Source organism: Hymenobacter aranciens (assembly GCF_030580865.1).
In the GTDB taxonomy this organism is placed as follows: Bacteria; Bacteroidota; Bacteroidia; order Cytophagales; family Hymenobacteraceae; genus Hymenobacter; species Hymenobacter aranciens.
In genome coordinates, this window is the sequence record NZ_JAUQSY010000012.1 from 39,845 (window position 1) to 58,143 (window position 18,299).

General features: G+C 61.6%; 20 protein-coding genes. 15 read left to right on the forward strand and 5 right to left on the reverse strand.

Annotated elements, in window-relative coordinates:
- Positions 1 to 322 precede the first annotated feature (322 nt).
- Positions 323 to 2,551, forward strand: coding sequence for a transcription termination factor Rho (gene rho / locus Q5H93_RS17405; RefSeq protein WP_305007899.1), 2,229 nt, complete (start codon positions 323 to 325; stop codon positions 2,549 to 2,551).
- A gap of 81 nt (positions 2,552 to 2,632) precedes the next feature.
- On the opposite strand, the gene Q5H93_RS17410 is transcribed toward rho, so the two are convergent.
- The 4 genes from Q5H93_RS17410 to Q5H93_RS17425 form a co-directional block, all read right to left on the reverse strand.
- Entirely contained in the window at positions 2,633 to 3,418 is a 786-nt protein-coding gene (locus Q5H93_RS17410) for a hypothetical protein (RefSeq protein ID WP_305007900.1), read from the reverse strand.
- Positions 3,419 to 3,801: 383 nt separating this feature from the next.
- Positions 3,802 to 4,677, reverse strand: coding sequence for a UbiA family prenyltransferase (locus Q5H93_RS17415; protein ID WP_305007901.1), 876 nt, complete (start codon positions 4,675 to 4,677; stop codon positions 3,802 to 3,804).
- Between the two features lie 15 nt (positions 4,678 to 4,692).
- The gene (locus Q5H93_RS17420) at positions 4,693 to 5,472 is read right to left on the reverse strand and encodes a class I SAM-dependent methyltransferase (RefSeq protein ID WP_305007902.1); all 780 of its coding nucleotides are present in this window, start codon (positions 5,470 to 5,472) and stop codon (positions 4,693 to 4,695) included.
- A gap of 32 nt (positions 5,473 to 5,504) precedes the next feature.
- Positions 5,505 to 5,882: a hypothetical protein gene (locus Q5H93_RS17425; protein WP_305007903.1), complete on the reverse strand. Its 378-nt coding sequence runs from the start codon at positions 5,880 to 5,882 to the stop codon at positions 5,505 to 5,507.
- A 501-nt stretch (positions 5,883 to 6,383) separates the two neighbouring features.
- Between Q5H93_RS17425 and Q5H93_RS17430 the strand changes: the two genes are divergently transcribed.
- From Q5H93_RS17430 to Q5H93_RS17490, 13 genes are all read left to right on the forward strand, one after another.
- Positions 6,384 to 7,046, forward strand: a complete 663-nt coding sequence (locus tag Q5H93_RS17430; RefSeq protein WP_305007904.1) for a hypothetical protein — start codon at positions 6,384 to 6,386, stop codon at positions 7,044 to 7,046.
- Positions 7,047 to 7,071: 25 nt separating this feature from the next.
- Entirely contained in the window at positions 7,072 to 7,365 is a 294-nt protein-coding gene (locus Q5H93_RS17435) for a winged helix-turn-helix domain-containing protein (protein WP_305007905.1), read from the forward strand.
- A gap of 128 nt (positions 7,366 to 7,493) precedes the next feature.
- The gene (locus Q5H93_RS17440; RefSeq protein WP_305007906.1) at positions 7,494 to 8,945 is read left to right on the forward strand and encodes a B12-binding domain-containing radical SAM protein; all 1,452 of its coding nucleotides are present in this window, start codon (positions 7,494 to 7,496) and stop codon (positions 8,943 to 8,945) included.
- Positions 8,942 to 9,355 carry a hypothetical protein gene (locus tag Q5H93_RS17445; RefSeq protein WP_305007907.1) on the forward strand — a complete coding sequence of 138 codons (414 nt, stop codon included), beginning with the start codon at positions 8,942 to 8,944 and terminating at the stop codon, positions 9,353 to 9,355. The genes Q5H93_RS17440 and Q5H93_RS17445 overlap by 4 nt, the downstream gene beginning before the upstream one ends.
- A gap of 32 nt (positions 9,356 to 9,387) precedes the next feature.
- Positions 9,388 to 10,155 (forward strand): ferritin-like domain-containing protein, encoded by a 768-nt coding sequence (locus Q5H93_RS17450; protein ID WP_305007909.1) that lies wholly within the window; start codon positions 9,388 to 9,390, stop codon positions 10,153 to 10,155.
- Between the two features lie 45 nt (positions 10,156 to 10,200).
- Positions 10,201 to 11,829: a DUF4153 domain-containing protein gene (locus Q5H93_RS17455; RefSeq protein WP_305007910.1), complete on the forward strand. Its 1,629-nt coding sequence runs from the start codon at positions 10,201 to 10,203 to the stop codon at positions 11,827 to 11,829.
- Positions 11,822 to 12,223, forward strand: a complete 402-nt coding sequence (locus Q5H93_RS17460; RefSeq protein ID WP_305007911.1) for a hypothetical protein — start codon at positions 11,822 to 11,824, stop codon at positions 12,221 to 12,223. Before Q5H93_RS17455 ends, Q5H93_RS17460 begins: the two co-directional genes overlap by 8 nt.
- A 40-nt stretch (positions 12,224 to 12,263) precedes the next feature.
- The gene (locus Q5H93_RS17465; protein WP_305007912.1) at positions 12,264 to 12,485 is read left to right on the forward strand and encodes a hypothetical protein; all 222 of its coding nucleotides are present in this window, start codon (positions 12,264 to 12,266) and stop codon (positions 12,483 to 12,485) included.
- A gap of 24 nt (positions 12,486 to 12,509) precedes the next feature.
- Positions 12,510 to 12,926 carry a hypothetical protein gene (locus Q5H93_RS17470; protein WP_305007913.1) on the forward strand — a complete coding sequence of 139 codons (417 nt, stop codon included), beginning with the start codon at positions 12,510 to 12,512 and terminating at the stop codon, positions 12,924 to 12,926.
- Positions 12,927 to 12,958: 32 nt separating this feature from the next.
- Complete coding sequence (locus tag Q5H93_RS17475) at positions 12,959 to 13,327, forward strand: hypothetical protein (RefSeq protein ID WP_305007914.1); 369 nt, start codon at positions 12,959 to 12,961, stop codon at positions 13,325 to 13,327.
- Between the two features lie 67 nt (positions 13,328 to 13,394).
- Positions 13,395 to 13,787 (forward strand): hypothetical protein, encoded by a 393-nt coding sequence (locus Q5H93_RS17480; RefSeq protein ID WP_305007915.1) that lies wholly within the window; start codon positions 13,395 to 13,397, stop codon positions 13,785 to 13,787.
- Between the two features lie 42 nt (positions 13,788 to 13,829).
- Positions 13,830 to 14,288, forward strand: a complete 459-nt coding sequence (locus Q5H93_RS17485) for a hypothetical protein (protein WP_305007916.1) — start codon at positions 13,830 to 13,832, stop codon at positions 14,286 to 14,288.
- Positions 14,289 to 14,377: 89 nt separating this feature from the next.
- Positions 14,378 to 16,771: a penicillin-binding protein 1A gene (locus tag Q5H93_RS17490; protein WP_305007917.1), complete on the forward strand. Its 2,394-nt coding sequence runs from the start codon at positions 14,378 to 14,380 to the stop codon at positions 16,769 to 16,771.
- 8 nt (positions 16,772 to 16,779) lie between these two features.
- On the opposite strand, the gene Q5H93_RS17495 is transcribed toward Q5H93_RS17490, so the two are convergent.
- Entirely contained in the window at positions 16,780 to 17,397 is a 618-nt protein-coding gene (locus Q5H93_RS17495; protein ID WP_305007918.1) for a DUF4304 domain-containing protein, read from the reverse strand.
- 373 nt (positions 17,398 to 17,770) lie between these two features.
- On the opposite strand from Q5H93_RS17495, the gene Q5H93_RS17500 reads away from it, so the two are divergent.
- Positions 17,771 to 17,941: a hypothetical protein gene (locus Q5H93_RS17500; protein ID WP_305007919.1), complete on the forward strand. Its 171-nt coding sequence runs from the start codon at positions 17,771 to 17,773 to the stop codon at positions 17,939 to 17,941.
- Positions 17,942 to 18,299: the final 358 nt, after the last annotated feature.

The following is an 18,299-nucleotide window of genomic DNA, read 5'->3' on the forward strand; positions in this document are numbered from 1 at the left end:
CCCCTTTCCAGGCACATCTAATTTGGCAGTTTGGCCGTAATGCGCTAACATTGCGCAAGCAACTGGCCGTCGGGGCCGGTCCGGCGGGGCTTAGCCTCCGCTAGCGACCCGCCTGATTTGCGTTTTTCCGCGGTCCTGTTCAGCCCTTTTTTACTGTTTTAGCGTGTTGCGCCCGAAGCTGCCGAGTGGCAGTAGGCGCTTGCTGCGAATGTTTTAGCGCAGCCCGGCCGGGTCCCGGCCTCCCCCATTCCCCTCGTGTTGCGTCAACCGCCCCGGCGCCCGTTGCGCCGCTTCCCGACGATGTTTCCCCCTTATTCCCTGTATGTACACCATTAACGAGTTGAAGGACCGGCTGCTGTCCGACCTCAAGGAAATTGCCGAGCGCATGAACGTGGGCAATTTTAAAAAGCTCACCAAGCAGGAGCTGATTTACAAAATCCTCGACCAGCAGGCCCTCAACCCCAACGTGCCGGTGCCCTCCGACGAGCCCGCCCAGCCGGCTCCGGCGGTCAAGCCCGCCGCCAGTCAGCGGCCAGTAGCGCCCGCCAAAGCCGCGCCGCGCAACCAGTCCCGCCGGCCTGCCGTCCCTGTCATTGAGCAGCCTTTCAGTGATGTAGGGCCGCCTACTGCCGATGCTCCCGTTGCTGCTACGCCTGCCGCCCCGGCTACGCCTGCCGCCCGGCCCATTCGGCCGGCCCGCGCTCCGCGCCCCGCTGCGGCGGCCGCTGTTGAAACGCCCGCTACGCCGCAGCCGGAAACCCCAGCCGCTCCGCAGTTTGTCGAGCCCATTGAAATGGCGGCTGCTGTAGTTGCCCCCATCGAAGTGGCTGCGCCGGTTGCTGCTCCTGAAGCTTCCGCTCCTGAAACGGCCGATGCTTCGGAAACCTTGGCGGCCGACGCCGCTACCGATAACAACCAGCCCCGCCGCGAGCGCCGCGAACGTGTGGACCGCGCCGGCCGCCCCATCAACTACGAAGCCCGTGCCGCCGAAGCTGCCGCCCAGGCCGCCGCTCCTGCCGAAGCGGCCGAGCCCCGCTCCGATTTTGGTTCGGGCGTAGGCCAGGCCGATATGGAGCCGCGCCGCGAAAGCCGCGCCGACCGTTTTGAGCGCGACAACCGCGACCAGCGCGACGGCCGCGACCAACCCCGGGACGGCCGCGATGGCCAACGGCGCAACGACCAGCCCCGCGATGGCCGCGAGCGCCGCAACGACCAGCCCCGCAACGACGCCCCCCGCGAGCCGCGCCCCAACGACCAGCCCCGCAACGACGCCCCCCGCGCCGAAGGCAGCCCCGCTCAGGACGGCCAGCCCCGCGCGAGCCGCGAAGACCGGTTTGCCCAGCGCGACCGGGAACGGCAGGAGCGCCGCCAGCAAAACGGCGGTGAACAGCCTCAGCAGCAGCAAAACCAGCCGCGTCCGCAGCGCCAGGAGCTCGATATGGTGGTGCCCGGCCACGGCACCTTCGAGCTGATGCCCGACGGCGGCTACGGCTTCCTGCGCTCGCCCTTCTATAATTATCTGGCCTCGCCCGACGATATTTTTGTGTCGACGCAGCAGGTGAAACAGTTTGCGCTGAAAGCCGGCGACACGGTGGTGTGCACCATTCGCCCACCGCGCGAAGGCGAAAAATACTTCGCCCTCGTGAACGTGGAAAGCATGAACGGCCGCAGCGTGGAGGAAGTCCGCGACCGGGTGCCCTTCAGCCACCTCACTCCGCTCTTCGCCGATGAGAAGCTGAAACTTACCAGCAAGCCCACGCAGATTAGCACCCGCGTGCTCGATTTGTTTGCGCCCATCGGCAAGGGCCAGCGTGGCCTCATCGTGGCCCAGCCCAAGACCGGTAAAACCGTCCTGCTGCAGGAAATTGCTAACTCCATCGCCGAAAACCACCCCGAGGTGTACCTCATGGTGCTGCTCATCGACGAGCGCCCGGAGGAAGTAACCGACATGGCTCGCACCGTGAAGGCCGAAGTGCTCAGCTCGACCTTCGACGAAACGGCCGACCGCCACGTGAAAATCGCGCAGATGGCCCTCGACAAAGCCCGCCGCCTCGTGGAGTGCGGGCACGACGTAGTGATTCTGCTCGACTCCATCACCCGCCTGGCCCGGGCTTATAATACCGTGCAGCCCAGCTCGTCGCGCATCCTTTCGGGGGGTATCGACGCCGGGGCGCTGCAAAAGCCCAAGCGCTTCTTCGGCGCCGCCCGCAACATCGAAGGGCCGGGCTCGCTCACCATCATCGCCACGGCCCTCATCGACACGGGCTCGAAGATGGATGAGGTGATTTTCGAGGAATTCAAGGGCACCGGCAACATGGAATTGCAGCTCGACCGCAAGCTGGCCAACAAGCGCGTGTTCCCGGCCATCGACATTCCGGCCTCCGGCACCCGCCGCGAAGACCTGCTCATGAGCAAGGACGAGCTAAACCGGGTGTGGGTGCTGCGCAAGTTCATGTCGGACATGACGGCCACCGAGGCCATGGAATTCCTCAAGGACCGTATCAAAGGCACCCGCGACAACGAAGAATTCCTGCTGGCGATGAACGGCTAAGCTGCCACTCGTCAGGCCAAAAAAAGCCCCGCGTCGACTATCGGCGCGGGGCTTTTTGTTATCGGAAAAATAAAGCGGCAGCTAGTCGCCGACCTGCTCAAAATTATAGAGCAGCCCGCGCACACGGTAGTCGGGAATGCCCGAAACGTAGGGCGGATAAAAGCGGCCGTGCCGCGAATACAGCCCGTAGAGGGCAATGCAGCGGCTGTTGTAGAAGTTGTCGAACTCCGTGACGATGGGGTTGGCCCAGTGAATGGTTTCGCCGTGTTTGTAGCGCTGCTGCAGCTGCGGCATAGAAACGGGCTGGTAGTCGTCGTTGAGGCTCAGCCAGAGGGTGTTGGAGTCGACCATGAGCCAGCCTTTTTTGGTCTTGACTTCCGAAATGGCGTGGCTCGAAACGTGGTGTAGCAGGATGGTGGTGTAGGCGTGCACGTTGGGCTCGCGCTCAAACATCGCCAGGTGGCGGTTGGGAAACCCCAGGTAGGTAAAGATTTTTTCCAGCACCCGGCTGCGGTCATAGCACATGCCGGTGCGGCCGAGGTAGAGCTGCTTGGGCTCGCGCGGCTGCCCTTCGGGAATTCCTTCCCAGCCGGTAGTGCGCTTATGCACGGCCTGTTGAGCATGCTCAATCAGGCGAATTTGCTCTTCGAAGCTTAGCGTGGGAGCAATGCCTTCGGGTACGCCAGGCAGGTAGAGGTGAATGTACTGCCGGTCCTCATCGGTGAGGGTGCGGTCAACATTACAGTAGCTGATAAAGGCCAGCAGCACCAATGCCGCCGTAGCCCCCAGCCATTTCCTAAACTTCCATAGCTGACGAAACCGGTTGGCTTTAGCTGGCCGCGCCTGAACAACGACAGTATTAGGCATGAGCAAAGTCGAGGGTGCAGTTTGGAAAGAGAGTGTACCGTCTGGTAAATTGACCATAATGCAGAATGAAAGGTAAAGTTTGTTTCAAGAAGGGTGAGGTAAAGTTGCCCTCAATTGGGCGAGCCAAGCAAACGAAGGCGAAATATAGCCCATTTTAGCTAAAAAACCGCAGTAGGGTAAGTGTCAAAACCGGAATAGTACCAAGAAAAAGTGGCTTGACGCAGTTTTGGATGATAAATGGGCTGTCTATTTCTGGGAATCGGGCCGTGAGACCACTACAACTGCGGCAATAGCGACGATTGTTTCGGGTGGTGCAGGATAAAAGGCTCAAGTACGGCTGAAAATACCTGTGTGTCAACCTTGAATTTTTGGGTAAAGTTCAGTCAGGTAGTCAGTAACAGCTGCGCGATAAAGGCGCTACTCAAGCACAATGATGATACTTGATTCATACGCATGGTGTGCTCAAAGTCGGCCGCTGTGGGATTATGCCATACCTGCCAGGCCCAGCGGATAAATAAGGCTACCACTGGCCCGGTGGCCACCAGAAAAATGAGAATAGCCCGCGCATCCTGCCGCAGCCAGTGGGCCAGGGCCAGGGTAGCGGCCCCCGCCAGCAGCCCGACAGCCGCGAACACGAACGTGCCCCGAATGCCCAGCCGCAGGCTTAGGGTACGGTCGCCACGGCGAGCATCTTCCTGGTGCTGATATACCTGCGTGAGAGGATAGGAGCCGCACAAAAACAAGCTGCTCACTAGCGCCAGCAGCAGGTTGGTAGGCTCCAGCAGCTGCGGCACGGTAGCGCCCACGCCCACCTGAGTCATCAAAAACGTGAAGGCGCCCTGGAATATCACCACCACCAGCGTGCTGAGCAGTGGGTACTTTTTGAGCCGGATGCCGTCGTAGCTGTAGGCTTTGGAAACTAGCAGGTAAATAACCAGCAGGGCCGCAAAAACCGGCGAAATCAGCAGCGCCCCCAGCCCGGCCAACGCATCGAAAAGCCGCACGAGGTGCAGCAGCTCAGGCGTGACTTTGGGCGGGGTCTTAAGGCCGCCGATACTGTCTTCGTCCTTATCGTAGAAGGAGTTGTAGCCGTTGGAGGCGGGGTAGGCAAATAAGTGCAACACCACGAACACGGCCGCCGCCCGCCCCGCCGCCCACGGCCCGGGCAGGGCACTTAGCCCAAACCAGAACACGGGCATCAGATACAGCGAAAATGGGATGCGCAGCAGTGGCAGCGACCGGCGGTAAGCAGCTAGCATGGTGCAAAGGTGGGGCTACTTGGGCCAGCCGATGAGGTAGCTGACTTCGGCGCCCCAGCGGTGGCGCTTTTTGCCCACCTGCCAGGCAAATTTTTCGGTGTCGTCGGCCCGCCGGGCCAGCGCCAGCAGCTCGGCTTCCGAATACAGCCGCAGCAGCGACACGGTGCCATCCCAGATGGTGCAGAGCGGAATGATGGGTAGCAAATAGGTAAAAACCAGTCGGCTAAAGCGAAATGGTTGGAAGAAAGGCGTCAGCAGCAGCTGCGCCAGGGGTAGCACGGTCCAGGCGGCGGCGTATTCCCACCAGCGCCGGCCTGCTCCTTCAAATATGCCGATGCCCGTGCCCGCCTGCACGGCGTCGTGCAGCAGGCTTTCGGCGGCGCGCGGCGCAAAGTGATGAAAGGCCGAGAAAATAACCCGGAAGCCGACTAACTCCCTGGGTACCCGCAACGCATTAACCGGCCGGCTTTCGTGACCAATGGCGTGGTGCGTGTGCACGGCAAGGTCGGCCCAGGCGGCGGGCTGGGGGTAGAGGTCGGTGAGCGTAATGCGCAGCTGCGGGAATCCCTCGGTGCGCAGCGCCCGCCACAGCGTTTCGGTGCCGCCGCCGCTGCCGGCGCCCAGCTCCAGCAGCTGGCACTGCCCACTACGGCGCAGGGCCTCGGCCAGTAGTGGCACAATGGGCTGATAGATACGCAGCGCCGAAATCATAAAGCGCAGGTAATCCATCATGCCCGAGCGAATGACGGCCGGAAACCAGGGTAAATCCTCAAACTCGAACAAACGTGGGCGCATGCAGCCCGCATACGCAGGTCGGCGCCGGAAAGCTATTGCGGCTGGGGGGCCGACAACAATTGTCGATGCACAAGTGGTGCTACCAGCAGCGCCGCCACGCCCCAGGGCCAGGTGCTGCCCGGCCCCGGCCACGACAGGAGCGGCAATACCAGCAGGTTGGCCAAGGCAAACAGCGCCAGCGTGCCACCCAACAGCGCCAACCAGCGGCCAATAGCCGGCCAAGAGCTAGCAGCCAACTGCCGTAGCAGCCAGCCATTCAATGGAATGACGAGGTAGGACGACCCGGCGGCAAAAAACGTGGATGTGCCCAGGTAGCACCAGTCGCTGAAATGCACTACGCGGTGGTAGCCGGCATAGAAGATGCTGCCGAGCAGCAGTGTAAGCAGCCATTGACGAACGAGAGGCGGCATTGTGTCAGGTGGTAGCGGTTGAGGTGGAGCGTAACCAGGGCCAGTAGAGCCACAACCCCGCCAGCCATGCTGCCGGTAAGTATGCCCACACGGGCCGGGAGGAAGCGTCGCGCCAGATGCTGCCAAAGTCACCGCTTGTCAGGAAAAGCATTGGCACTAAAAAAAACACAGTTAACCAGAACAACGCACTTATCAAGCGGTCAACGAATTCATCGAAACCGCTTATCCATCGAAAAATGAAGTATGCTGCCGGAATAACTGGTAGCGAAAAGAAGCCAGCAAAATAGCCGTAAAGCGGAGCTATTTCCGGTACAGCCAGTACATCCCCAGTTGGTACTATGCTTAGCCAGATACAGATGCCAAAGGTTCCAAGCACTACCGTAAGCAACCACAAGAGTGTCGCACGAAGAAAAGTGGGGGCAGGTCGGGAATTCATCAGTATTTTTTTGCGAAGCTAAAAGAATTTCCTCTAACTTTGCAGCACAAAGCACTTCGCTCCCTATGAAGCCCGCCGCCACGCCCGACCCACTCGCTCAGCTCACCGAAATCCGCGCCATCATGGAGCGCAGCTCGCGCTTTTTGTCGCTCTCGGGGCTGAGTGGGGTAGGGGCGGGCGTGGTGGGCCTGCTGGGGGCCGCCGCCGGGCATTTCTATTTGCAGGACCACTACCCGGCGGGCTACATCCACCTCATCAACGGCTCGGCGGCCGAGCGCTGGGCGGCGCTGCCCTTCCTGCTGCTGCTGGCGGGCGTGGTGCTGGGCGGGGCGCTGCTGCTGGCGGTGTACTTCACCTGGCGGCGCACGCACCGGCACGGACAGTCGCTGTGGAGCAGCATCACCAGGCGCTTGTTTGTGGCGCTGGCGCTGCCGCTGGTGACGGGCGGGCTGTTTTGCCTGCGCCTCTACCTGGGCGGCGACGCGGGCATGGTGGTGCCGGGCATGCTGGTGTTCTATGGCCTGGCGCTACTGAATGCCAGCAAGTACACGCTGGATGAGATTCGCTGGCTGGGTATCACGCAGATAGGGCTGGGGCTGGTGGCCATGCTGCAGCCGGGCTGGGGGTTGGTTTTCTTCGCCCTGGGCTTCGGGCTGGGCCATATTGGCTACGGCCTGCTGATGTATAACCGCTACGAGCGGGCCGAAACGGCCGGCCCCACGTCCTAACTTTGCCCCCGCGGCCTGCCGACTCGTGAAACACCTCATCCACACTCTCAACAAAGCGTTTGACCACCGCGTGCGGCTGGGCGTGATGGCCGTGCTGCTGGCCAACGAGTCGGTGAGTTTCAACGACCTCAAGGAAGTGCTCGACCTCACCGACGGCAACCTGGCCAGCCACGTCGCGGCGCTGGAAAAAGCGGGCTACGTGCTGGTGAGCAAGCAGTTCATTGGCAAAAAACCCAATACGACGTACAACGCCACGGCCGAGGGCAAGGCTGCTTTTCAGGAGCACCTAGCGGCACTGGAAAAGCTGTTACGACCATAAGTAGTTGATTTAAAAAAATAAAGTTGAAGTAAGGTAAAGGTTGTCGTTTGAAACGCCGGTTTTTCGGTGGGCGCAGTTGCTGGCGCTTTTTTTTGACTCTCATGCTTTGAAACACAAAGTTCTTTATTATGCACGTCAAATTCATCCTGCCCGCGCTCACCGAAGCCACCAACCCGTATTGGCGGCCCATCAAGTATTCGCTGTTTCCGCCGCTGGGGCTGGCCACGCTGGCCGCTTACCTGCCCGCCGACTGGGAGGCGGATTTGCAGGATGAGCACGTCGAAGCGCTACGGCTGGACGATACTCCCGACCTGGTTATCATTCAGGTGTACATCACCAATGCCTTCCGGGCCTACGCCCTGGCCGACCACTACCGGGCCCGGGGCAGCTACGTATGCCTGGGCGGCCTGCACGTGACCAGCCTGCCCGAGGAGGCCGCGCCGCACGCCGACAGCATCTTCCTGGGGCCAGGCGAGGAGACGTTTCCGACCTTCCTGGCCGAGTGGCGGGCGGGACGGGCGCAGCCGCGCTACGTGTCGGGCGCCGGGCGCACGCTGGTGGGCGTGCCGCCCATCCGCCGCGACTTGATTAAGCGCGAGCTGTACTTGGTACCCAACTCCATCGTGGTGACGCGGGGCTGCCCGCACCACTGTGACTTCTGCTACAAGGATGCGTTTTTTGAGGGCGGCAAGTCGTTTTACACCCAGTCCGTGGACGATGCGCTGGCCGAAATAAACCGCCTGCCGGGCCGGCACCTGTATTTTCTCGACGACCACCTGCTGGGCAACGTGCGCTTTGCCAGCGGCTTGTTTGAGGGCATGCGCGGCATGGGGCGGCTGTTTCAGGGCGCCGCCACGGTCGATAGCATTCTGCGCGACAATGGCCTGCTGGAGAAGGGCGCCCGCGCCGGGCTGCGCAGCTTGTTCGTGGGCTTCGAAACGCTGAGCCCGGCCAACCTGAAAGCCAGCAACAAGCCCCAGAACCTGGGCCGCGACTACGCGGCCGCCATCCGCCGGCTGCACGATTTGGGCATCATGGTGAACGGCAGCTTCGTGTTCGGACTCGATGATGACGGGCCCGACGTGTTCAGCCGCACCGTGGAGTGGGGTGTGCAGCAGGGCATTACCACGGCTACCTTCCACATTGCCACGCCTTACCCCGGCACGGCTTTCTACGGCGAGATGGAGCGGCAGGGCCGCCTGCTGCACCGCCGCTGGAACGAGTACGACACCCGCACCGTGGTGCACCGGCCCGGCCCACACCTCACCGCCGAGCAGCTGAAAGCCGGCTACGACCAGGCCTACCGCGACTTCTACTCCTGGACCAACATCACCAAGGCCAGCCTCGCCCACGACACGCTGCGCCACCAGCTCAAGCACTTCGCCTACGCCGGCGGCTGGAAAAAATTCGAGCCGCTCTGGAATTTCATGATAAAGTCGCGCCACCTGCACTCGATGCGCCCGCTGCTCGAAGCCATCCTGAGCAAGGTGCGCGGCACCGAGCCACGGACCGGGGTGGGGGAGGGGCCGACGACGCCGGCGGCCTCAGAAATGCTGCTGCCGCTGCCAGTATTGCAATGAATAAAATGGCCGGGTCGCCCTCCCAACAAGCCATGAATACACGGTCAAACGAAACGCTTACCCCTGGGCAGTGGCTGGCTGGAAGTTTCGGCTGGACGCTAAGCATTCTGGGTGGCTGGACTTTCCTCAACAGCATGGTGCTGGTGAGCCTGCGGAACATCACCTTGCCATACAGTGTATTGGCTTGGGAACTGCTGATTGGTAGTGCGGCTATTGCTCATGTGCTGCTGTGGTGGAAAGGGTTTGCCGGCTCATGGGGGGCGGGTACTGATGAATGGCTATTGGAGCTGGTTGCCAGGGTTTGGATGGCTGTTCTTGGCCTGTTCCAATTATTCAGCTTGCTTTTGTTGCTGGGGGCGTTAGGATTTATTTCTGGCGGCACGAACGAATCCAGCTGGTTTACAAATTGAAAAATGCAGCCTTGCCTAACCGCCAATATATCATGACCTTCACCGACGTCAAAACCTATTTCCAGGCTAACCGCCGCCACCGCGCCGCCCTGCCCTGGGCCGAGGCCTACCGCCTCACCCCGGCCGAGCACCGCGCCGTGCGCGCTTCGCTGCAAACCTTCCAGCGCGGCGAGGGCACCGGCGGCGACCACCTGCTGGCCCTGGCCCAGCGCTGGGCCGCGCCCGACTACGCGCCGGCCATGCGCCTGTTCATTCAGGAAGAAGAAGGTCATGCCGAGATGCTGGGCGGCTTCATGGACCAGCAGGGCATCCCGCGCCTGCGGGCGCACTGGCTGCACGAGGTGTTCCGGCACCTGGGGCGGCCGCTGGGCCTGGGCCATATGGTGCAGGTGATTCTGACGGCCGAAGTGGTGGCGACCATCTACTATCAGGCGCTGGGCCAGGCTACTAACTCGGGGCTGCTGCGCGACATCTGCCAGCGCATCCTGCACGACGAGGAAATGCACCTGGCCTTTCACTGCCTGGCCGTGCGGCAGCTGACGGCTGGCCGCAACCCGCTCAGCACCTGGCTGTGGCGGCAGGCCTACCGCGGCCTGATGGCGGGTACGGCGCTGGTGGTGTACCTGGCCAGCCGCCGCACGTTCCGGGCCGGGGGCTTCGGGCTGTGGCGCTTCGGCGCCGCCATTGCGGCCGAATATGCCCAAGTGGAGCGCATGCAGCAAACCGCCGACTTTGCGGACCTGCAGGGCTACCGGCTGATTATGGCGGACGACCTTCAACTCACCCATTACCAGCGATAAATCTCTTTTTTGTCTTTAAACTTTGAAACACAAAGTTCTTTAATAATGAATCCTGCTTTCCAACCCGGCGCGGCCGCCTGGCCGTCGGCCACTCCCGCCCAACCCGCCCCGCTGCCCCTCACGGCCGCCCAAAAACTACTGCTGCCGCTCGGCGCGCTGCTGTTCGACTGGCTGTTCTGGCTCGAAGGCACGGGCCTGAACGTGCTGGTGTTTACGATTTTTGTGGTGGCGGCGCAGTTGTACCTGCTGCCGCGCCATGCGGCGGCGCGGCGCTCGGGCTATTTCTGGCTGGCGGTGGCGGGCAGCCTGTTCAGCGCCGCGATGGTGGCGGTGTACGGCTCGGGCGCGGCGGGCCTGGCCACGCTGGCCTCGCTGGCCATGCTGCTGGGTTACGTCAACCAGCCGCACCTGAAACTGGTGCTCTACGCCGTGCTCACAGCGGGTGCCAACTGGCTGCAGGCCGGGCCGCGGGTGCTGCGCGGGCTGCGGGCGCCCCGGCAAAGCGGCGCGGGCCTGCGCCGGGGCTGGTTCTACGCCCGGTTGCTGCTGGTGCCGCTGGCGGTGCTGGTGGGCTTCCACCTGCTGTTTGCGATGGCCAACCCGCGCTACGACATGCTGAGCTATAAGGTAATGGCTAAGCTGATGGATTGGCTGTTGCTACTCATTCCCGACATATCGTTCGCGCATCTGCTGTTTTTCGCGCTGGGCTTTTTGCTCACAGCCGGGGCGCTGGTGGTGGTACCGGTGCACTACTTCGCCGACCACGAGTCGCGCTTCGGCGAATTCATTCGGCGGCAGCGCGATAGGGTGGCTTCGTTCGGCGTGCGGCGGCCCGATTTTTCCGCCAAGAACTTCCGCACGCTCGATTTGCGCAAGGAGTTTCTGGCTGCCGGGGCCGTGTTCGGGCTCGTGAATCTGCTGCTGCTGGTCGTCAACGCCATCGACATCAACTGGCTGTGGTTCGGCTTCGTGCCCAAGGCCAATTTCGACCTTGCGCAATTCGTACACGAGGGTACGTACGTGCTTATTTTCAGCATTCTGCTGGCGATGGGCATCGTGCTGTGGTTTTTCCGCCGCAACCTCAATTTCTACCAGCCCGGCCTGCCCTGGCTGCGCTGGGGTGCCACGGTGTGGGTGCTGCAAAACGCGGTACTGGCCATTTCGGTGGGGCTGCGCAACTACTACTACATCTGGCACAGCGGCATTGCCTACAAGCGTATCGGCGTGTGCTTCTTCCTGGTGCTGGTGTTTTTCGGGCTGGCTACGGTGCTGCTCAAAATATGGCAGCGTCGCTCGGCCTACTCGCTCATTCGCCTCAACTCGCTGGCGGTGTACGCGGTATTGCTGGCCCTGGCCGCCGGCAACTGGGAGCCCTGGATTGCCGGCTACAACCTGCAGCGCCGCTTCCCCAGCCTCGACATCGGCTTCCTGCTCGACATGCCCGGCCGCGTGCTGCCCGTGCTGCAGGCCCGTCGCGCCGTCATCGCCGAAGCCCGGCAACTCAACGTGGAGGATGAAAACGGCAACGTCACCAGCATCGACAATGCCGCCGCCCTGGCCCGCCTCGATATGGCCATCCGCGACTGGCAAGCCCACCACGCTGCCCGCCCCGACTGGCAAAGCCTGACCTGGGCTGCTTATCAAACCGCTGAAGCACTGCCACCGCATGAGTAACTCATTCGCTGGCGCGCCGCCCGCCAATCTGGCCCAGTGGCTCGGGCGCAGCCTGGCCGGCGTTGCGGCCTGTGTGCTGGCCTGCGGCGGGCTCTGGTATCTCATTGTCGAACGGGCTGATGCCATGTGTGTTTCCTGCGGCACCAGCGGCTTGCTGGTAGTGCTTACCCCGGCCCTGCTGCTCGGGCAGTGGCTGGCATTCAGGCAGGGGCTGTCGCTGTTTAAGCCCGCCAGCGCCGGCCCCACAAAGGCCCCGGCTGGCATCGAAGTAATAGCCTGTCTATGGTGCCTTTTTCAACTGCTGCTCCACGGCTGCTGGGGCTGTCTGAACCTCGTGCTGCTGCTCTGTACCCTGTTGGCAGTGGGCGACCCTAATCCTGGTTTACACTTTTAGTCAGGCAGTAAGCTGTCAATTCACTTCTCAACTTCTTCTTATGGAATCCCTCTCTCAATTCGGCTTTACTCTTCTAGGAATCCTCTTCTGCGCCGGCGACGTGGCAGCGCTGGGCGTGCTGCTTACCTGGCAGGAGCGGGCCCCTTCGCCCTTGGTGCGGCGCATGCGGCTGCTGCGCGGCGTGCTGCCGGGCGCGCTGGTGCTGGGCGCCCTGCTGCTGCTGGCCCTGGTGCAAACCATGCTGCTGTGGTCGCGGCAGTAGCAATTCTCAAATTTCCAGTTAGTTATGGCTGCTGTTAATCATCAGGAGCTGCCGCGTCGCAGCGTCCTGCAGCGCGGGCTGGCCCTAGCCCAGCAACTCAAAGACACAGCAAATATTCTGCTGTTTCTTGGCAATGGCTACCTCTTCTTCGGCATCTTGGGAGGAATTGGCATTCCCGGCCTCATCCTATATTACCTGCGCTGGAAGCTCCTGCGCCGCACCGGCGACCCGACGGCGACGATGGTGCTCTGGGCGCTGAGCCTGCTCCACGAATTGCTCTGCCTGATAATGTTTTACTGCGACCACCCGCACAGTTCCGGCGGAGAAATGAGCACGCCGCTCGAACACTGGGAACCGCTCTACTTGTTGGGCGTCGTCATCTGTTGCGGCGGGCTGGCTGACCTGCTTATCAATCAGCCCGCCGCTGAAACCGTGGAGTAAGGGCCATTTCCGGCTCGTACCATCTCTCTCTCATGAAACCCGCTACCTCCCTGCTTCGCCGCCTGTTTCCCAGCTGGCCGGTGCCGCCGCCCGCGCTATGGCTCACCGGGGCAGCCGGCCTGGGCTGCCTGCTGTGCTTGTGCTTCGGCCGCGAGCTCTGGACCGACCCAAAACCCGCGGAACGCTGGCTGTTTACGGCCTGGTGCCTGCTGATGCTGGCGGCCATCGGGCAAACGCTGCACCTGCTCTGGCGCTGGCTGGCTGCCTACCCGGGCCCGCGCTGGATGGCCCTGCTGCTCCGGTTGGGGCTGCTGGGGGCCACGGTAGCTGCCGTGCTGCCCGGAATTGTATTGCTGGCGTTGGCGGTGTTCAGCTTTTTCAAGCCAGTGCTCAATTTTTAAATTGAAATTGTGATTCTTCGAATGCCATTGATTAGCTTGGCGGCTCTATTCACTGCTGCCTTGCGTCATGGCCCACACGCTGCTTCTCTGGGTATTGTTCCTCGCGCTCCTCGCCGAGCTGGCGCTGACGGGCGGTGCCTTTTTCGCGCCCGCCTTCACCATGCAGCAGTTCGAGCTGACGTATGCGCCCGAAATGGCGTTTCTCACCTTCCTCGCAGGCTGGCTGCTGCTGTTTGTGTCGGCAATTATTGCAGTGGCTTTCGGGCAGCTGTGGCAGCGGCGGGCCCGCTACGCCACGCTGTGCTACCTGCTGGGCTTCTGGTGGCTGGCTATTGGGCTGGGGCTGTTTCTGCGCTTTCAGCGGCCCGAATTCCTGCTGCTCGACTCGCTCACCGGCCTGCTCGTCGTCGTGCTCACCTGGCGCTGCCAGGCCAGCCGCATGCTGACGCGCCGCTACTGAGTATATTGCCAGCGCTTTGTTCTCTCCCATTGCGCCCGCGCCATGCCTCATTCCCACCACCACCCGCTGCCCTCGCTGCCGAAGCTCTCGCGCATCGGCCGCGGCCTAGCCGCCCTGCAGGTCGCCAAAGAAACGCTGACCATCATTTTTCTGGGCTTGCCGCTGGTGAAAGCCGTGCCGCTGGCGCTGCTCACGGCGCTGCCGGGCGTGGTGCTCTACCTGCTGCACTGGCACCTGGTACTGGGCCGCCCGCCCCGCCGCCTGGCCGTCATCGTCTGGATTTTTACCCTGATTGACGAGGCCTGGGGCCTGCTCTTGTTCGGCGAATTTGAACACGCCACGAAAGGGCAGGTGCGGTTTATGTACTGGAGCTATTTCGTGGGCCTGGCCATTATTATCACCGCCTTGCTCGAAATCGGCTGGCGCTGGCAGCGCCAACGGGCCAAGGCGCGGCGCAATGTGCACCACCACGCCATCGCCGCTGCCCGGGGCCGGCAGTAAGGTGAAATCAAACCGCCCTGCCCGGTGTTAAAATGCCCCGGCCCCCGGCCGCTGGTATATTTGCCCCGTTTCCACTCTGCTGCCTTCGCATGGCCGATTCCAACCCGCCGACCTCCCCCCGCTCTGCCCCCAAAAAGCCAGCCCCGCAAAGCCGCTGGCCGCGCCGGTTAGTCCGCTGGGCCTGGGTGGCTTTCGTGGTAGGGGTGATTTTCTTTCTGGTGTATCCTTTTATGGTGAGCACCAACTTCATGTTCCTCTTCGGTAAGTCGCCGAGCCTGGCCGAGCTGGAAGACCCCAAAGTCGAGCAGCCCTCGCAGCTCTTCACCGCCGACGGCGTGCTCATCGGCAAGTATTTCCGCGAAAACCGGGTGCCGGTGACGCTGAATAAGATGTCGCCCATGCTCATCAAGGCGCTGGTAGCCACCGAGGACGTGCGCTTCTACGAGCACTCCGGCATCGACGCCACCTCGCTGGTGGGCGCCGTGTATTCCAACCTGCGTGGCGACAAGCGTGGCGGCTCCACGCTCACCCAGCAGCTGGCCAAGAACCTCTACAATACCCGGCGCGGCGAAACCCGCGGCGGCCTCGGCTACATCCCCGGCGTAAGTCTCATCGTGGCCAAAACCAAGGAATGGCTGACCGCCGTAGAGCTCGAAGAGCGCTACACGAAGGAGGAAATCCTGCGCATGTACCTGAATACCGTGGAGTACGGCTCGAAAGCCTACGGCATCAAGGTGGCGGCCAAAACCTACTTCAGCACCTCGCCCGACAGCCTCAACACCGAGCAGGTGGCCACCCTCGTGGGCGTGCTCAACAACCCCACCGCCTACAACCCGCGCTTCCACCCCGAAGCCTCCCGCAAGCGCCGCAACGTGGTGCTCGACCGCATGGCCCAGGCCGGCGTCATCACCGAGGCCGAGGCCAAACGGCTGCAGCCCCAGCCCATTGTCCTGAAATACCAGGTCGAAAAGCACATCGACGGCCCCGAAACCTACTTCCGCTCGGCCATCAGTCAGGCGGCTAATAAGTGGTGCGAGGCCAACGGCTACGACCTCTACCGCGACGGCCTGCGCGTGTACACCACCATCGACTCGCGCATGCAGGAGCACGCCGAGGCTGCCCTGCACGAGCGCATGAAGGCCCTGCAGCGCAGCTTCGACAACTTCTGGCGCAACAAGGGCAAGCAGCCCTGGGTGGACGAAAAAGGCGACGAAATCCCCGACTTCATCGCCACCCAGATGAAGCGCACCGAGGCCTACAAAACCCTGGCCGCCCGCTACAAAAACGACCCGGCGAAGCTCGAAGAAGCCCTGAATACCAAGCGGCCGATGAAGGTATTCACCTGGAAAAAAGACGACAACGACACCACCCTCGTCATGTCGCCGCTCGATTCGCTGGCCTACTACAAGCACTTCCTGCAGGCCGGTATGATGAGCATGGACCCCTTCACCGGCTATATCAAGGCCTGGGTGGGCGGGCTCGACTACCGCTTCTTCCAGTACGACCACGTGAAGCAGGGCCGCCGCCAGGCCGGCTCCACTTTCAAGCCCTTCGTGTACCTCACGGCCCTCGACAACGGCTACTCGCCCTGCGACCGCATCCGCGACCAGCGCGTGACCATCAACTACGTCGAAGACGGCAAGCCCATGCAGTGGGAGCCCGACAACGTGACCCGCGAGTTCACCGGCATCAACATGACCCTGCGCCACGCTATGGCCCGCTCGGTGAACTCCGTGACGGCCCAGCTCACCGAGAAAGTAGGCTGGGAAAACGTGGCCAAGTACGCCCACAAAGTCGGCATCACCAGCCCCTTGCTGCCGGTGCCCAGCATCGGCCTGGGCTCGGCCGGCGACGTGAGCGTGTACGAGATGGTCAACGCCTACGGCACCTTCCTCAACAACGGCTTCCGCTCCGAGCCGCGCATCATCACCCGCATCGAAGACCGCAACGGCAACGTCATCGCCCAGTTCGACCCCAAGCAGCACCGCGCCATCTCGCCCGAAACCGCCTGGCTGATGACCTACATGCTGCGCGGCGGCATGGAGGAGCCCGGCGGTACCTCCCAAGGCCTCTGGGATTATCCCGACCTCTGGCACAACGACAACCAAATCGGCGGCAAAACCGGCACCACCTCCAACTACTCCGACGGCTGGTACATGGGCATGACCAAAGACCTCATGACCGGCGTGTGGGTGGGCGGCGAAGACCGCAGCATCCACTTCTTCCGCTCGCAGCAGGGCGAGGGCGGCCGCATGGCCCTGCCCATCTTCGGCCGCTACATGGAGAAGGTTTATTTAGATAAAAAGCTGGGCTACACCTACGGCCACTTCCCCAAGGCCCCCGGCAAAATCAGCAAGAAAACCAACTGCCTCACCGCCGACTACCGCCCCCGCCGCCGCGACATCGATACTGTGGCCGCCGACGACCTGCTGGAGCGCATGAACAATGGGGGCGGGGTGCCGGATAGCCTCAAGGGGCGGTAGTAACCAACTCAGGCCGCAAGTTGAATCCCTAGCTCCTGTGCTAGTTTCAGTAGAGTAGCTTGATAGTGTTCGTTCAGGTTAGTTCTGGCTAAATCGTCAGCTAACATTCGAATAGCAGCTTCGTGGTAGCCCGCTCGGTACATAGCGTTGATTTGGGCCGGAATGTAGTATGACTTATAGCCGCCTGCCAGAATGGAAAATATGTCCTCCTGGCTATCAACGGTTGCCAGAAAAGGCAGGGCATACTGCGTAATATCTGCGCTTAACTGTGCAAATACTGGCGTAGGGTCTACGCCTTCCTGAATGGTATACCACTCATCCCGTTTTGCGGGTTTTAGGTTGCCTAGTCGCTTACGCACAATGCAGATATGCTCTGAAAATGTGGCTCCAGGCTCACGCTTTAACAGGTACTGAGCTACTTCTGGTAAGTAAAAGCTCACATTGACGGTGAATCTTGCTTCCTGCTCCGAGTTCCAATGAGAAAACTGGAATTGCAGCATCTTGCCCCACCCTGACGAGTTGTAAAAGCGGAAATTATTGCCAGACTTCTTATAGCCTAGTTGCTTAAATTCCGGCCAAATATTTTGCTTTACATAAGCGGCAAAGGCGGCGTGCAGGTTGGTCATGTGCTGACAAGAATTAGGTAAGCCAACGCAAAATACAGTTGACTGCTGGTTTACGCTGCCTTACCCACCACCTCCCACCCCTGCCGGCAGCTTCGCACGCCTTGCGCTCGCTTCCCTGGCCCTTGCCGCCGCCGACTCACACCTTGCCGTCGCCTCCGCACCCCTTGCCGGCTTCATTCCACGCCTTGCGTCGGCTTCCGCCCCCCTTGCCACCGATGATTCACCCCTCATTGGCGTTTATCCACGGCTTGCCAAGGCTTCCTCATGCCTTGCCGCCGGCAATCCACGGCTTGCCGGCGCTTTTTCACGACTTGTTGCCAATATTCGGTTGTTTGTCAGGGGCTTTAAGCAACCCCAGCGCAGTACCTCCCCCTTGCGTCAGCCCTACGACACCCTCTTTGCCCAGGGCCACGAAGCCGCCCGCCTCGGCCAGCTGTTGCCCGATGCCTGCCTGCGCCACCCCACCACCGACACCCAGCGCGGCCTCACGCTGCCTCTGTTACAATGCACGATAGGACACGGTATCAATCCGGGTTATCCCTAAGCTGGGTACCGGGGCCGTACGAGTTAACACGTGCTGCGTAGCAGTAAACTTTACGACTTTCCAGTGCGCTACATTACCTTGTTTGCTCGTGATGATAAGCTCGGAGCCATCAGGTTTAAATGCCCAGGTGCCCGTGTTTATGGTTTGTGAAGCAGTTGAGTCGCAGCGAGTCTGGCCCTCATCAGAATCATACGTCTTGTCCGGATGGAACATCATCGTGTTATCGCGCAAACACAGCGGAGCATATGGAAATAAGTTGTAACGCGTCGGAACCCCATCTTTGATATCCGTAGTTGTCGAGCCGGTTTGTATCCAGGTAGCCTGGGTCAGAAAGGCCGTACGCTCAGTTAATGTAGTG

Coding starts and splice junctions, on each gene's coding strand:
- rho (WP_305007899.1), top strand. CDS start 323: ATGTACACCATTAACGAGTTGAAGGACCGGCTGCTGTCCGACCTCAAG.
- Q5H93_RS17410 (WP_305007900.1), bottom strand. CDS start 3,418: ATGCCTAATACTGTCGTTGTTCAGGCGCGGCCAGCTAAAGCCAACCGG.
- Q5H93_RS17415 (WP_305007901.1), bottom strand. CDS start 4,677: ATGCTAGCTGCTTACCGCCGGTCGCTGCCACTGCTGCGCATCCCATTT.
- Q5H93_RS17420 (WP_305007902.1), bottom strand. CDS start 5,472: ATGCGCCCACGTTTGTTCGAGTTTGAGGATTTACCCTGGTTTCCGGCC.
- Q5H93_RS17425 (WP_305007903.1), bottom strand. CDS start 5,882: ATGCCGCCTCTCGTTCGTCAATGGCTGCTTACACTGCTGCTCGGCAGC.
- Q5H93_RS17430 (WP_305007904.1), top strand. CDS start 6,384: ATGAAGCCCGCCGCCACGCCCGACCCACTCGCTCAGCTCACCGAAATC.
- Q5H93_RS17440 (WP_305007906.1), top strand. CDS start 7,494: ATGCACGTCAAATTCATCCTGCCCGCGCTCACCGAAGCCACCAACCCG.
- Q5H93_RS17445 (WP_305007907.1), top strand. CDS start 8,942: ATGAATAAAATGGCCGGGTCGCCCTCCCAACAAGCCATGAATACACGG.
- Q5H93_RS17450 (WP_305007909.1), top strand. CDS start 9,388: ATGACCTTCACCGACGTCAAAACCTATTTCCAGGCTAACCGCCGCCAC.
- Q5H93_RS17455 (WP_305007910.1), top strand. CDS start 10,201: ATGAATCCTGCTTTCCAACCCGGCGCGGCCGCCTGGCCGTCGGCCACT.
- Q5H93_RS17460 (WP_305007911.1), top strand. CDS start 11,822: ATGAGTAACTCATTCGCTGGCGCGCCGCCCGCCAATCTGGCCCAGTGG.
- Q5H93_RS17465 (WP_305007912.1), top strand. CDS start 12,264: ATGGAATCCCTCTCTCAATTCGGCTTTACTCTTCTAGGAATCCTCTTC.
- Q5H93_RS17470 (WP_305007913.1), top strand. CDS start 12,510: ATGGCTGCTGTTAATCATCAGGAGCTGCCGCGTCGCAGCGTCCTGCAG.
- Q5H93_RS17475 (WP_305007914.1), top strand. CDS start 12,959: ATGAAACCCGCTACCTCCCTGCTTCGCCGCCTGTTTCCCAGCTGGCCG.
- Q5H93_RS17480 (WP_305007915.1), top strand. CDS start 13,395: ATGGCCCACACGCTGCTTCTCTGGGTATTGTTCCTCGCGCTCCTCGCC.
- Q5H93_RS17485 (WP_305007916.1), top strand. CDS start 13,830: ATGCCTCATTCCCACCACCACCCGCTGCCCTCGCTGCCGAAGCTCTCG.
- Q5H93_RS17490 (WP_305007917.1), top strand. CDS start 14,378: ATGGCCGATTCCAACCCGCCGACCTCCCCCCGCTCTGCCCCCAAAAAG.
- Q5H93_RS17495 (WP_305007918.1), bottom strand. CDS start 17,397: ATGACCAACCTGCACGCCGCCTTTGCCGCTTATGTAAAGCAAAATATT.